Source organism: Cohnella herbarum, from assembly GCF_012849095.1.
GTDB classification, from domain to species: domain Bacteria; phylum Bacillota; class Bacilli; order Paenibacillales; family Paenibacillaceae; genus Cohnella; species Cohnella herbarum.
Map to the genome: position 1 here is coordinate 7,869,320 of NZ_CP051680.1, position 13,685 is coordinate 7,883,004.

The 13,685-nt window shown below is 51.1% G+C and carries 12 protein-coding genes; all 12 read left to right on the top strand.

The genetic code is table 11. The features are described 5' to 3' along the window. Positions 1–65: 65 nt before the first annotated feature. The 12 genes from HH215_RS32970 (at position 66) to lepB (ending at position 13,466) form a co-directional block, all read left to right on the top strand. Positions 66–1,616, top strand: coding sequence for a 2-isopropylmalate synthase (locus HH215_RS32970; protein WP_169283762.1), 1,551 nt, complete (start codon positions 66–68; stop codon positions 1,614–1,616). 17 nt (positions 1,617–1,633) lie between these two features. Then, the gene (locus tag HH215_RS32975) at positions 1,634–2,830 is read left to right on the top strand and encodes an aminotransferase-like domain-containing protein (RefSeq protein WP_169283763.1); all 1,197 of its coding nucleotides are present in this window, start codon (positions 1,634–1,636) and stop codon (positions 2,828–2,830) included. 185 nt (positions 2,831–3,015) lie between these two features. After that, the gene (gene leuB / locus HH215_RS32980; protein ID WP_169283764.1) at positions 3,016–4,095 is read left to right on the top strand and encodes a 3-isopropylmalate dehydrogenase; all 1,080 of its coding nucleotides are present in this window, start codon (positions 3,016–3,018) and stop codon (positions 4,093–4,095) included. A 124-nt stretch (positions 4,096–4,219) separates the two neighbouring features. Further along, complete coding sequence (locus HH215_RS32985; protein WP_169283765.1) at positions 4,220–4,768, top strand: peroxiredoxin; 549 nt, start codon at positions 4,220–4,222, stop codon at positions 4,766–4,768. A 144-nt stretch (positions 4,769–4,912) separates the two neighbouring features. Then, positions 4,913–5,338, top strand: coding sequence for a hypothetical protein (locus tag HH215_RS32990; RefSeq protein ID WP_169283766.1), 426 nt, complete (start codon positions 4,913–4,915; stop codon positions 5,336–5,338). 144 nt (positions 5,339–5,482) lie between these two features. Then, positions 5,483–6,286 (top strand): RNA polymerase sigma-I factor, encoded by an 804-nt coding sequence (gene sigI, locus HH215_RS32995; protein ID WP_169283767.1) that lies wholly within the window; start codon positions 5,483–5,485, stop codon positions 6,284–6,286. Then, on the top strand, positions 6,283–7,593 hold the full coding sequence (locus HH215_RS33000) for an anti-sigma factor domain-containing protein (protein WP_169283768.1): 1,311 nt from the start codon (positions 6,283–6,285) through the stop codon (positions 7,591–7,593). Before sigI ends, HH215_RS33000 begins: the two co-directional genes overlap by 4 nt. 140 nt (positions 7,594–7,733) lie before the next feature. Next, entirely contained in the window at positions 7,734–9,113 is a 1,380-nt protein-coding gene (locus HH215_RS33005; protein ID WP_169283769.1) for an ATP-binding protein, read from the top strand. A gap of 83 nt (positions 9,114–9,196) precedes the next feature. After that, positions 9,197–10,732 carry a leucyl aminopeptidase gene (locus tag HH215_RS33010; RefSeq protein WP_169283770.1) on the top strand — a complete coding sequence of 512 codons (1,536 nt, stop codon included), beginning with the start codon at positions 9,197–9,199 and terminating at the stop codon, positions 10,730–10,732. A gap of 30 nt (positions 10,733–10,762) precedes the next feature. After that, positions 10,763–12,049 (top strand): MFS transporter, encoded by a 1,287-nt coding sequence (locus tag HH215_RS33015; protein WP_169283771.1) that lies wholly within the window; start codon positions 10,763–10,765, stop codon positions 12,047–12,049. A gap of 226 nt (positions 12,050–12,275) precedes the next feature. Then, entirely contained in the window at positions 12,276–12,818 is a 543-nt protein-coding gene (locus tag HH215_RS33020; RefSeq protein ID WP_169283772.1) for a GNAT family N-acetyltransferase, read from the top strand. Between the two features lie 75 nt (positions 12,819–12,893). Continuing rightward, positions 12,894–13,466, top strand: coding sequence for a signal peptidase I (gene lepB / locus HH215_RS33025; RefSeq protein ID WP_169283773.1), 573 nt, complete (start codon positions 12,894–12,896; stop codon positions 13,464–13,466). Positions 13,467–13,685 lie beyond the last annotated feature (219 nt).

Genomic DNA, 13,685 nt, shown 5'->3' on the forward strand with positions numbered 1-13,685 from the left:
GTGGAATATGATATAATCTGTAGATAGTCAAGATTAGCTTCAGGAGGTGCGGGTTAAACCCTACCATGAGAAAAATTTATATTTTCGACACGACGCTTAGGGATGGAGAGCAATCTCCCGGCGTTAACTTGAACACGCAAGAGAAAGTGGAAATCGCCCTGCAATTGGAGAAGTTGGGCGTAGACCGGATCGAAGCGGGTTTCCCCGCGGCATCGCCGGGAGATTTAGCAGCGGTTAACGCAGTGGCCAGAGCCGTTAAAAATGCAACCGTTATCGGTCTTGCCCGTTCTAGGGAACAAGACGTGGATGCGGTAGTCGAAGCGCTTAAAGGGGCAAAAAATCCCGGGATTCATCTGTTTCTAGCGACATCGCCGATTCACCGCAAGCACAAGCTTCGGATGGAGAAAGAGCAAGTGTTGGAAACGGCGGATCGGGTCATTCGCTATGCCAAGCAGTTTTTCGATAAAGTCGAGTTTTCTCCGGAAGATGCCGGGCGCACGGAACTGGATTTCCTATGCGAAGTAACCGAAATGGCGATCAAAGCAGGAGCGACCGTCGTGAATATCCCCGACACGGTAGGCTATTTGACGCCTTATGAATTCGGCAATATATTCAAAACGTTGAAAGAAAAAGTACCTGGAATCGATACGATTCAGCTGTCGGCGCATTGTCACGACGACTTGGGTATGGCGACCGCCAACGCGCTAGCGGCTATTCTCAATGGCGCGGATCAAATCGAAGGTACCATTAACGGTATCGGCGAGCGCGCGGGTAACACTTCGCTGGAGGAAGTGGCGCTTACGCTCGCAACGCGGGCGGAATACTTCCAAGCCACGACGACGTTGAACTTGAAGGAGATTGCCCGTACAAGCCGCCTGGTAAGCAAGCTTACCGGCATGGTCGTACCGGGCAACAAAGCCATCGTAGGCGCCAACGCATTCGCGCACGAATCCGGCATCCATCAGGACGGCATGTTGAAGGAGAAAACGACTTACGAGATTATTTCTCCGGAGACGATCGGCCTTCGCGACAGTAAGCTCGTGCTCGGTAAGCATTCCGGCCGTCATGCGTTCCGCGAGAAACTCATCGATCTCGGCTACGAGCAATTGACGGAAGAGCAAGTGAACGCGGCGTTCGGCAAATTCAAGGATTTGGCCGATCGGAAGAAAAACGTGAGCGACGAGGATATTCGCGCGCTGCTCGAAGAGAAAATCATCGAAACGCCGGAAGTATTCGCCTTGGAGCAGCTTGTCGTTTCCTTCGACAGCCATGCTACCCCGTCGGCGACGGTTACGCTCAAGACACAGATGGGGATCGTGAAGCGCGAGTCGGAAGGCAATGGCTCCGTGGACGCGATCTACCAAGCGATCGACGCCCTTACCGGCGAAGTCGTAGAACTGGACGATTATACGATTAAATCGGTAACCGACGGTACGGATGCGCTTGGCGAAGTTCATGTCGTTCTTAAGCAAGGCGATTCTTCCGCGCAGGGCCGCGGAGTGAGCACGGATATTCTGGAAGCGAGCGCTCGCGCTTACGTGGATGCCCTGAACAGGCTGATCGATAAGCGCAATGCTCCCGCCCGCAATCGTCGCGACAACGTTACGTTGATCTAAGAAATGGGGATCGTTGGATGAACTATCAATTCTCGAAGAGATTGGACACATTCTCATCGTCGGCCGTCCGGGAAATTCTGAAGCTGACTCAGAAGAAATCGATCATTTCATTCGCCGGCGGATTGCCGGCGGAAGAGCATTTCCCGGTCGCCGCGATCGGGGAAGCTTTCGAGCGGGTACTCGCCGCAGGCAATAAAGCCTTGCAATACGGTTTGACGGAGGGCTACTTGCCGCTTCGCGAAAGCATCTGCAAGTGGATGGCGCGCAAAGGGGTAACGGTGACCCCGGACGATATGCTCCTGACGACGGGATCGCAGCAAGCCATCGATCTGCTGACTCGGATCTACATCGATAACGGCGACGTTATCTTGGTCGAGAAACCGACTTACTTGTCCGCCTTGCAAGTATTCCGGTCTTACGGCGCTAAGCTGGTATCCGTGGACGCGGATGAAGACGGCATGGTACTGGCGGATCTGGATGCCAAGCTGAAGCAGCACAAACCGAAAATGGTGTACGCCATTCCGACGTTCTCCAACCCGACCGGGAAAGCTTGGAGCTTGGAACGGCGCAAGGGCGTACTGGAGCTGTGCCGGGCGAGCGATACGCTTATTCTCGAGGACGATCCTTACGGCGAGCTGAAGTTCGGGGATGCGTCGATTACTTATCCGTCGTTGTTCTCGTTAGACCAGCATCCGAAAGGTTCGTGCGTCGTCTATACGAGCACCTTCTCCAAGACGGTAGCTCCGGCGCTGCGCACGGGCTGGGTAATGGGCGATCCCGATCTCATCCGTCATATGGCCCGCGCCAAGCAAGCGGCCGATTTGCACTCAAGCTCTCTGGATCAACAGACCTTGCATCAGTTGATGGAACATTTCGATCTAGACGGACATATCGAATTCGTCCGCAAGGAATACGAGAGCCGTATGCGCCAGATGGCGGACTTGCTGCGCGAGCAGCAATGGCCGGGCGTCGTATGGAACGAGCCGAAGGGCGGCATGTTCTTCTGGCTTGAGCTACCGGAATCGATCGATACGGGCGAATTGCTCAAGACGGCGGTCGATATGGACGTAGCCTTCGTTCCCGGCGTTTCCTTCTTCGCGGACAGCTCCGGCAAGAACACGATGCGACTTAATTTCACGCACAATGATTTCGAGAGAACGATCATTGGGATGAAACGTCTGAATCAGGCGATGGAGAGCGTATTGGTGAAATAGCGATAGAAAAGCGGTGGGCAAGAAGCTTCTTGCCCACCGCTTTTTCACGACATTAGCCCGCTAAATAGCTGCAGCCTATTAAAGTAATAGTTTTTATCTATTTTGCCTCTTGCCCTTAAATGTACTACAATTGAGAGAAGGTCTCATTAGACAACCTATACCCTAAATTGGAGTGAATCATAACGATGTCAGAAGTTAAAAAAATCGCCGTCATCGCAGGTGACGGAATCGGTCCGGAAGTCGTAGCGGAAGCTGAAAAAGTACTTAAACGTTCGGAGGAATTGTTCGGTTATAAATTCGAGCTTGAGCATGGCTTGTTCGGCGGAATCGCCATCGACGAGAGAGGCACTCCGTTGCCTGAAGATACGCTTGAAATGTGCCGCAAGGCGGATGCCGTTCTTCTTGGCGCCGTGGGCGGACCGAAATGGGACAACAATTCCAAAGAACTTCGTCCGGAAACCGGCTTACTCGGTATTCGCAAAGCGTTAGGCCTCTTTTCCAACATTCGTCCCGCCGTCGTATTCGATTGCTTGAAGGATGCTTCTACGTTGAAGCCGGAAGTTCTTGAAGGAACGGATCTTATCGTCGTTCGCGAACTTACGGGCGGCATCTACTTCGGAGAGAAATTCCGTCGCGAAGGCGCGCAAGGCGAAGAAGCGGTGGATACATGCGTATATAACGTAACGGAAATCGAACGTATCGTGCGTCAAGCGTTCGAAGTTGCGCAGAAGCGTTCCAAGCGCTTGGCTTCCGTTGACAAAGCGAATGTCCTGGAAACTTCCCGCCTCTGGAGAGATACGGTTAACCGCATCGCTCCCGAGTACGCCGATGTAGAAGTAGAACATGTGCTTGTAGATAACTGCGCGATGCAATTGCTTCGCCGCCCGTCGAGCTTCGACGTTATCGTTACGGAAAACATGTTCGGAGATATCTTGAGCGACGAAGCGGCTATGCTGACCGGATCGATCGGCATGCTCTCCTCCGCATCTCTTGGCGAAGGCAGCTTCGGATTGTACGAGCCGGTTCACGGCTCCGCTCCCGACATTGCCGGACAAGGCATCTCGAATCCGATTGCTACGATCTTGTCCGTAGCGCTCATGTTCCGTTTGACATTCGGTTACGAGGAAGCCGCGACAGCCATTGAAACCGCGGTTAAGAACGTATTGGATGCCGGACATCGCACGGGCGACATCGCGGTAGATAAGAGCACGGCGATCGGTACGACGGCTATGGGCGACTTGATCGTCGCTGCAATGAAACGTTAATTATAATAATTCTAAAAAAAGAATAATTATCATCTTGACTAGGCCGTCCAAGGATGGTACGATTTTTAACGTGATTATTGATTAGGCACTGGCGACAAGGTCGGGCTTACAGGAGGTAAATGGCATGGCAGAGCGTTTAGTAGGTCGTCCCGCACCGGATTTCACTTTGGAAACGGCAAACGGAGACGGTAAAGATTTCGGCAAAGTTTCGTTGTCCGATTACCGTGGTAAATGGTTAGTATTGTACTTCTACCCGCTGGACTTCACATTCGTGTGCCCAACGGAAATCACGGCTCTTTCCGATGCTAACGAAGTATTCAAAGGCTTGAATACGGAAGTTCTCGGCGTCAGCGTAGACAGCAAACACAGCCACCGCGCGTGGATTAATACAGCTAAGAACGATAACGGTCTTGGCCAATTGAATCACCCGCTTGGCGCGGATATCACGAAACAAGTCGCTCGCGACTATGGCGTTCTGATCGAAGAAGAAGGAATCGCGCTTCGCGGTTTGTTCATTATCGATCCGGACGGCGAATTGAAATACCAAGTCGTTAACCATAACGATGTAGGTCGCAGCGTAGAGGAAACTCTTCGCGTACTGCAAGCTTTGCAATCCGGCGGTCTGTGCCCGATGAACTGGAAAGCCGGCGACAAGCACCTCGTCGCGAAATAAGAATCGGATAGATTCGTCAGCTCCTCGGAACTTGGTTCCGGGGAGTTTTTTACCCTATTGGAAATAAAATGCGGCAGGAATTGTGTTTATAGATAGAGAATATAGTGAGAAGAATAACAATGCTGATTTGAAGGAGGGAAGGCGATGAGCTTTTGCTGTGGAGCCAGCATGATTGGAACGAAAGGGACGTTAAAACATATCCGGACACGCATTCATAACGTACCGATTTTGTTTTGCCCGGTTTGTCACCGTATCGAAGTGCACTATCTGGTGGAGAACGAATACGAAATTTTGGCCGAATATGCACACGGCGACGGAGCATCAGAAGTCGACTTCCACGACTACGTTGACGAGTCCGACAAAGCTCTTCATGAGAATTGCGTGAACAACGAAGAAGAAGACCCGATGCAAATCGTGCAAAATCAAATCGATATGTCGCTCGACTTACTGACCTTCGCGAAGGAAATCCGCGATCAGGAGTGGGAGCAGCAGTTAAAGAAACGTCTTATCGTCTTAAGTCAGAGACGCCATAAGTTGAAGTTGAAACGAACGCCGGGGGGTACGATTTAAACCCGCTCTGGGTTAGTATAGGAAGTAACGAAGACTGCACTTAAGTGGATTTCTTCTGCTTAAGGCAGTCTTTCTTATTTATTGCAGGGGGTACCCCCTTATAATGCGATAAAGCTTCGAATGGTATGAATGTGGGGTGAGCGAGTGCTGCTCGTACTTTTCAAGAAATGGCTGGGTTCATCTGGCGGATCGTCGCGGAACTCGATCGAGGGAGTCGCGCCTGATCGCATAGTAGAGCAGATCCAGAACGGAAGTCATGAACTGCGCAATGAGCTGATTCGTCAGTATCATCCATACATACTCAAGACAACCAGCCGATTTTTCCGCCGTTATATCGACCCGAAGCAGGATGACGCGTATAGCGTGGCTTTGGCGGCATTCGATGAGGCGATTACCGGTTTTTCCGCGGAGGGAGGCAGGTTGTTTTTGGGCTTCGCGGAAACGGTCATACACCGAAGGCTGATCGATTACGTGAGGAAAGAAAGCAGACATTCCGCATCCATTCCCTATAGCGCTTTCGACTCTACGACGGAAGATGGAGAGAATGCGATTAATCGAATAGAAGTCGTTCAATCGATCGAAGCTTATCATCAAGAGAGATCCGCGGACGAGCGTAAGCTGGAAATCGCGGCTTTGACGGAAGAGCTATCATTATATGGGATCACGTTTAATGATCTAGTCACCCATTCCCCCCGTCATCAAGATTCGCGAGAAGTGTTGCTTAGGATGGGGAGAAGGCTCGCGAGCGAAGAGGCGTTATTTCGTTCGCTGTGCGATAAACGGCAACTGCCGATTAAAGAACTATGCGAAATGGAGTCCGTTTCTCGCAAAACGGCCGAGCGCCATCGTAAGTATTTGATCGCGGTAAGTTTGATCGCCTATGGGACTTATCCTTTTTTGCAGGAATATATCGGCTTGGATCGTGAAGGAAAGGAGGGGATGTCATGAATCGCGGAACAGTAATGTCGTTAAATAGACGGACGGCCATCGTGCTTATGCCGGACGGTCAATTCGTAAGCGTGAAACGTCAAGCCCGGTTCCAGATCGGAGACGAGATTACCGATTTTCCGTTGGCGCGTGCCGTTCCCCGGATCCGGCAGAGATTGTTGCAAGCAGGCGCGGCCGTTTCGATGCTATTGCTCGTCTTGATCGGTTTCCTCGTATTCCGCGCGCCGCCGGTCGTAGCCTACGTGACGATGGATATTAACCCGAGCATCGAGCTGGGCTTGGATGCCAAGGAAAGAGTTCGCGAGCTGCGTGCGATTAATAAGGAAGCGGAAGGCGTCATCGAAGGGCTGAAATACCGGGGACGAGAGTTAGAGACGGTCATGAACGAGATTGCCCGGAGGTTGATTGATGACAAGGTTCTTACGGAGGACGACCGGGAAATCATGATCGCGAGCGTGCCGGTTAAGGCGGTAAAATCAACTTGGGAAAAAGATGTCACGAACAAAATGACAAGCATCCTGAATGAGGCGACGAAGCGGGAACAGCCGTCCAAGCCGGCTGCTTCGCTTGAAGTGACGACGGTATCCGTACCGGCTGAAGTTCGGGAGGAAGCGAACAAGAACGGGATCTCGTCGGGGCAAATGGCTTTCTGGCTCGTATCGAAGAGCAAAGGGCACGAAGTATCGATGGAGACGCTTAAGTCCAAGTCGCTGAAGGATATCGCTGCTTCTTGGGGCGGCGTGAATAAAGTGATGAGCAAGGGTAAATCCGATGATAAAAGCGACAAAGACGACCATGACGATAAAGACGATCGGGACGATAAAGACGACGGAAAAGCGAAAGACGACGGAAAAGCGAACCATGGAAAAAATGACAAAATACGCAACAACGGCAACAACGACGACAAACATAATGATAACGACAAGCGCGGTAATGGTATAGGCAGCCGTAATAACAATGACGATGATAAAGATGACGACAGACGCGGCAATGATTCGGGTAACCGGTATAAGGACGACGGCGATAACCGGAAAAATGACGCCTACAAACGTAACGAGGACAATGATAAACGCAGCAAGGAAGAGGGTTGGCGCGGAAAAGACGACGAAGACGATAAGGACGACGATCGGCGCAACGCGGGTAACGGGAGAGGGCATTATGATTCCGGTTACCAGGGGCGGAACGATCGGGATGGCGAGAAGCGGAATAACGATTCATCGTGGAAGCGACTGCTTGAAGATTCTAAGAATGGGAAATCCGGGCGAAGCGAAAGAGAGAACGGCCGCGGATCGAACAACAAAGACTAACAGGAGTAACCATGGATCGTCAAGGCTCGACAACTTCTCCCGTTGACAGTAATGCTAATTAATGGCTATGATTTGATTAATTTGATATTAAAATTGATTTGATCTTGCCTTGCACAGCTCTGGCGATGGGGGATGCTTGAATGGACGGATGGCGAACGCGTTATTTTCCGATTCTGGCAGAGTTTGTTCGAAGCAGCGGACTTCACGTTCGTTCGGAGACGAAGGAATTACGGCTTGAGCTTTCGGCTGTGCCGATCGACGATATTTTGGAGCATCATGAGGAAAGCGTGAAGTTTTTGCTCTCTTATGCCGAACCGGAAGACCGGATGACATTCGTGCACCGGTCTCTTTTGTTTATTACGGAATTGCTTATCGCGGTGCGAATGCCGGAAGGCGCGGCCGCGATGGAAGAAGCGGAAACGGAACGAATACTCAAAAGCGCAAGCTCTATCCACTATCCCCCGATGGAGGAAGAGCATCCGAATAAATTTGAAACCGTTCTCCAGCATATGGACAGCGGAGTTGCCTTATTCGATGGATCGGGGAACTTAAGGTTTCTTAACGTTCAGATGTCGCGAATGCTGCAAGCCCCCCGTCGCTCCTTGATCGGCTCTACGCTCAATCAACTATTTTTTCACGCGAACCTTCAGCTTTCCGTTCGTAAAAACTTCCTGAGGATCTATCGGGAAATGGTTCGGTTTCGTAGATATCACGGCGAATTCCAAGATGCGAACGGACGGTTCTTGCTAGTTAGCATCTCGCGTATCGAGGAGTTGGACGGCGACTATCTAGTTAGCGTCAAGGACGTATCCGAGTACAAGCAGATCGAACAGGCCGCATTCCAGAACGACAAGCTGGCGATGCTCGGTAAGATCGCCGCGGCCATCGCGCACGAAATCCGAAATCCGTTAACCTCGATCAGAGGTTTTATTCAACTGCTCAACCCGTTTCTCAAGAACATCGGAAAAGAAGAATACGGTCGGATCATTTTGTCGGAAATCGATCGGGCCAACGATATTATTTACGAGTTTCTGAATTCCTCCAAACCTTCCGCGCCAATGAAGCAGAAGGTTCTCGTTGGGCTGTTGCTTAAGGAAACGACAATGCTCTCGGAGAGCGAAGCGCTTATGAACGGATGCGAGATTCACAATGAAATTTTCGATCCGTATTTAACGATTGCGGTAGACGTAAAACAAATTAAGCAAGTATTTTTGAATATTATCAAAAACGCGATGGATGCGATACACGAGAAACAAGACGGGCGCAAAGGGCGCATCGATATCACGGCAAGGTTAGAAGGGAAATACGCTTTGATTTCGATTAAGGATAACGGGAAGGGCATGCAGCGGGCGACGTTGAGCCGGTTGTTCGATCCTTTTTTCACGACGAAGGAAGAAGGGACGGGCCTGGGGTTGTCGGTCAGCTATCGGATTATCCGTAATCATGGAGGCACGATTCATGTCGATAGTCAACTCAACGAAGGGACGGAATTTTTAATTTATTTGCCTTATGTCGAGTGAAAAGAGTAGAATCTGGATTAGTGATAGTGAAAGCTCAACAACCTCTTAAAGCACGAGATTCTCTCTTAGGGTGGGACATAGGCATGTTATGGAAGGATTGGCCCCTGAAATGGGAAACGACGGGGCCTAACGCACGAGGCTTACAAGGAACGGCGGAAGCCATCATCGTGTTTGCCGATCGCGCGGCTATCGATGAGGGGCGTAAGCTCGTAGAGCCGTCTATCGATTCGGCATTGAGAGATCGCGTTGATCGAGGTATTTATCAGGGAAAATCGGGAGAAACCGAACTGCTCTCCACGTTGGGAATCCTCCCCGAGAAGTATGCGCTATTCGTCGGTTGCGAGGCTGCTCCGTATACGACTAAAGCGTTGCGGGATTCCGCCGGAAGCCTAGGAACGAAGCTATTGGAATATCAAATAAAGAAAGCCGTCTTCATCGTACCCCCGGGATTCTCGTTATCCTTAGCGGAGCACGATCTAAGAGCGGCCTCTTGCGCGTTCATGGAAGGTTTGCTTCTCGGACTGTACCGTAGGAATAGTCAAGCGGAGGCGGGGCGTACGCAAGCTTTACTCGCGGAGATCGAATTCGTGCTCGATTCGGAGACGGAGATCGGCGAATGGAGCGAAGGCCTGCTGCGCGGCTTTCGGTCGGCCAATGCGGTATGTTACGCGCGGGAGCTGACGAACGAACCGGCCAATCTGCTGACTCCCGGTCGGCTAGCGAACGAAGCGAGTTTACTTGCCGCGCGGTACGGATTGGATTGCCGCATCTTCGATGAACGGGAAGCGGCTCAAGAGGGCATGGGAGGTCTATTGGCCGTCGGGAACGGGAGCGCCAACCCTCCGCGGATGATCGTGATCCATCATAGAGGGAACCCGGGCTCGGACGAGACTTTAGGACTGATCGGCAAGGGAGTAACCTTCGATACGGGGGGCATATCCCTGAAGAAAGCCGAGGGCATGGAGGAAATGATATCGGATATGGGCGGTGCCGCGGCGATCATGGGCGTCATGAGGGCAGTCGGAGAGTCGAAACCCGCAATGAATATCGTGGCCGTGATCCCCGCGGCGGAGAATATGCCCTCCGGGAGCGCATTTAAGCCGGGTGACGTTATCCGTACGTATGGCGGGAAAACCGTCGAGGTGCTGAACACCGACGCGGAAGGCAGAATCGTATTGGCGGACGGGCTCGCGACGGCTTTGCGTCAAGGGGCGACGAAGCTCATCGACGTCGCGACGTTAACCGGCGCGGTCATGCACGCGCTGGGCGACGTCACGACGGGCGCCTTCTCGAACGACGACGAGATGCTGCAGAGCTTTCTTAACTCTGCTCGTCGCGCCGGAGAATACGTATGGCCGCTTCCGACGTATCCGGAATATAAGCGTTTGCTCAAGAGCGACGTAGCCGATGTCAAAAACCATGGGGGAACCTGGGCGGGGGCGATAGCCGGAGCGCTGTTCGTAAACGCGTTCGCGGACGAGCGGCCGTGGATCCATCTGGACATCGGAGGAACGGCTTGGATGTGGAGTGACAGGGGTTTCGAGAGCAAGGGCGGGACGGGTGTCATGGTCCGTGCTTTGCTGGAATATATCAATAGCGAAGAGACAGTGCAGGAATAATGTAGCCGGTACAACATGGGGGAGCATGGAATGAGCAGATTCATCAGGGGATTTAAGCAATCGTTAGCTATCGGCAAGCAGAACGAATCGGTCAATCGTAGAAGCTTGCGTATTTCCCTCATCGAGGGAATACCCGCGAATATAGTGGGAAACCTGCTCGGCGGTCCGCTGCAGACCGTATATTTGACTTATCTCGGTTTTACGGCTTTCCACATCGGACTGGTATTGGCGATACCTCCGTTTGCCTTGCTCATTCAAATCTTTATCGCTTTTGCCATGCAGAAATGGCAGAATCGACGATTTTTCGTTGCGCTGTTCGGCATTGTCCACCGGACGTTATGGGTAGGAACCGGACTGATTCCCCTTACCTTTACGGAGGACTCGTGGATCCCGATTTACATTGCTTTATGGTTGGTGTCCATGATCTCCGGGCAGGCGGGAGGAGTCATCTGGACCTCTCTGATGGCCGACGTCGTTCCCCCGGCGGTGAGAGGGAAGTATTTCGGCATTCGAAACACCGTTCATTGGGCAGTTGTGTGCATTACGTTGTTGGCGGGCGGTCAGATCATGGAATGGCTGCCGGGACCGAAAGGTTTCACCGTATTATTCGCGCTTAGCGCCTTATGCGTCGTATGGAACGGATGGGCGCTATCGAGATATCCGAATCCGCCTTTCCAGCCGTCGGAAAGCGGCAGATCTCTTAAGCTGTTCGTTAGACCGTTTACCGACCGGCGATTCCTGTCGGCGACGCTATTTATATCCGCGTTTATTTTGTTGCAAAATGTCGTTATCCCGCTGTTCTCTTACGTCATGCTCGAGATCATGGATCTGAGTACGAGCAAGGTGACGATGATTATTATGCTTCAGAATCTCGTCATGATGGTCAGTTATTATTACTGGGGCGTATTGAACAGCAGATATTCCACGAACGCGCTGCTGCTGTGGACATTCCCGCTTATCGCGGCTTCCTGCGCGGTATGGGCGGGAATGGCGATCTTGCCGGCGCTGCTCATTCTCATCGTCGTGCATATTCTTCTCGGGTTCGGGTTTGCCGGGTATAATTTATTGGTGTTCAATTTCCTGATCGGGGATTCTCCGAAGTCGGAAAGACCTATGTACGTGGCCGTATTCTCGGCATTAACGGGAATCGCCGGTTTCATCGGCCCGATCGCGGGCGGTTGGTTATACGACAAAGCGGCCAACGGACCGTTATGGATCCAAACTTACGGGATAGCAACGTTCGCCGGAGTCGCGCTTCTCGTATTAGCGCTTGCGATAGCCCCGTTTGTTTTCAAGTCGCGGCCAAGTCATCGGTGAGTGGATATGAAGCAAGAGGGCAAAAGGAATTAACCTTAAAGAGCGCTTAGTGCGCTCTTTTTTGGTTCGGATTAGGCGGGAATCGCGGGTTATATATTTAACTGCTGCCACCTCCGTTAGATAAAAGTTTGTCCTTCGATTCACTGTCGCCGCTCAACAAATCAATATCGGAACCTTCCAGCCTTTGATATAATTATCTAATATCTTGTGTGCGGGAGTGGTACTGATGTCGGAGAAGCCAGTGTACGTCCGGTTCCCCGAGGAGGCGGACGCCGAACAATTGACAGCCATGTACAAGCGCAATCGGGAGTTTTTCGAGAAATTTTCGCCTAACAGTTCAGAGGAGTACTATACGGAGGAACATCAGCTTCAAACGATTATTAAAAGCAAGGCCGATAGGGAAGAGGATAGGAGATACGCCTTCGTGATATGTCACAAGGAGGATGACCGGATTATAGGTAGCATAGGTCTGATCTTGGTGATGCGCGGCCCTCTTCAGAGCTGTATGATCGGATATAGCTTAGACCAGGCGTATAACGGAAAGGGTTATACGACGGAGGCGGTGAAGCAGGTCGTACGCTATGCCTTCGAGGAGCTGAAGTTTCACCGGATCGTAGGTGAAGTCTCGCCTCGGAATCCCGCGTCTATCCGCGTGCTCGAGAACGCCGGCTTTCTCAAAGAAGGCATCTCTCGAAGCAATTTGAAGATCAACGGGGTGTGGGAGGATCATCAGGTTCTGGCCATTATCAATCCATCCGGGGATATTTAGTCAATTAACGTCCAGCACTGGTAAATAGCTTTAGGTGTGCATTGAGGTGATACTGCAACCGAAAGGTGAAATTCTATGAAACGAACAATCATCTTTGTTGCTCTTACGGTATTTATTGCGATGCTTCTCAGCGCCTGTAACGAAACCGTCACTGACACCATGACAGAGGAGAAAATAAAAGTCATCGACAAACCTGACCCAACGTTAAAGAAGGTGCAGGTAAGAACAGATGGCATGTTATCAGCAATCGATTATGGTTTCCCACATCCTTTTTTCGTAAATAGCGAAGTATTAGCAGACTTAAACCACTATGAGCGATATGACATTTCTCGCGGGGATATTGTGTTGTTCAAAACTAAAAACAATAAAGACCAAGACACGGATATTGCAAGAATTGTGGGGCTACCCGGTGAAACAGTGAGCATTACAAAGGGCCAAGTGTACATTAACGACCAGAAACTCGACGCGTTCTATGGTGACGATTCCACCATTAAGAACAACGATTCTTGGGGCGCGGTAACACTTGAAGAAAACGAATATTATATCTTAGCGGATGTGCGCTGGAGAGGATTCAATGATAGCCAAATGGCAGGAGCTTTTTTGAAGCAGGATGTGTTAGGAAAAATAGTAGGATATGAAAAAAAGTGAATGGTCTTAAACGGCTTATGATCAGGGCAACTGCATTAGATTTTCACCTGATATTAGCTTCTTTCTGTAGCAAACAACAATCGAGAGTTAACTTTCTAACGGCGCCCACGGACGTTATTTCGACGAAAACGGGTGTTTTAAAATTGTAACGGAACCAGGAGCCTCTATTTGTGCTCGTATGGCCTGTTTTCATTGGGAATTATGGAAATAAGAGCGCCC

Coding starts and splice junctions, on each gene's coding strand:
- HH215_RS32970 (WP_169283762.1), top strand. CDS start 66: ATGAGAAAAATTTATATTTTCGACACGACGCTTAGGGATGGAGAGCAA.
- HH215_RS32975 (WP_169283763.1), top strand. CDS start 1,634: ATGAACTATCAATTCTCGAAGAGATTGGACACATTCTCATCGTCGGCC.
- leuB (WP_169283764.1), top strand. CDS start 3,016: ATGTCAGAAGTTAAAAAAATCGCCGTCATCGCAGGTGACGGAATCGGT.
- HH215_RS32985 (WP_169283765.1), top strand. CDS start 4,220: ATGGCAGAGCGTTTAGTAGGTCGTCCCGCACCGGATTTCACTTTGGAA.
- HH215_RS32990 (WP_169283766.1), top strand. CDS start 4,913: ATGAGCTTTTGCTGTGGAGCCAGCATGATTGGAACGAAAGGGACGTTA.
- HH215_RS33000 (WP_169283768.1), top strand. CDS start 6,283: ATGAATCGCGGAACAGTAATGTCGTTAAATAGACGGACGGCCATCGTG.
- HH215_RS33005 (WP_169283769.1), top strand. CDS start 7,734: ATGGACGGATGGCGAACGCGTTATTTTCCGATTCTGGCAGAGTTTGTT.
- HH215_RS33010 (WP_169283770.1), top strand. CDS start 9,197: ATGTTATGGAAGGATTGGCCCCTGAAATGGGAAACGACGGGGCCTAAC.
- HH215_RS33015 (WP_169283771.1), top strand. CDS start 10,763: ATGAGCAGATTCATCAGGGGATTTAAGCAATCGTTAGCTATCGGCAAG.
- HH215_RS33020 (WP_169283772.1), top strand. CDS start 12,276: ATGTCGGAGAAGCCAGTGTACGTCCGGTTCCCCGAGGAGGCGGACGCC.
- lepB (WP_169283773.1), top strand. CDS start 12,894: ATGAAACGAACAATCATCTTTGTTGCTCTTACGGTATTTATTGCGATG.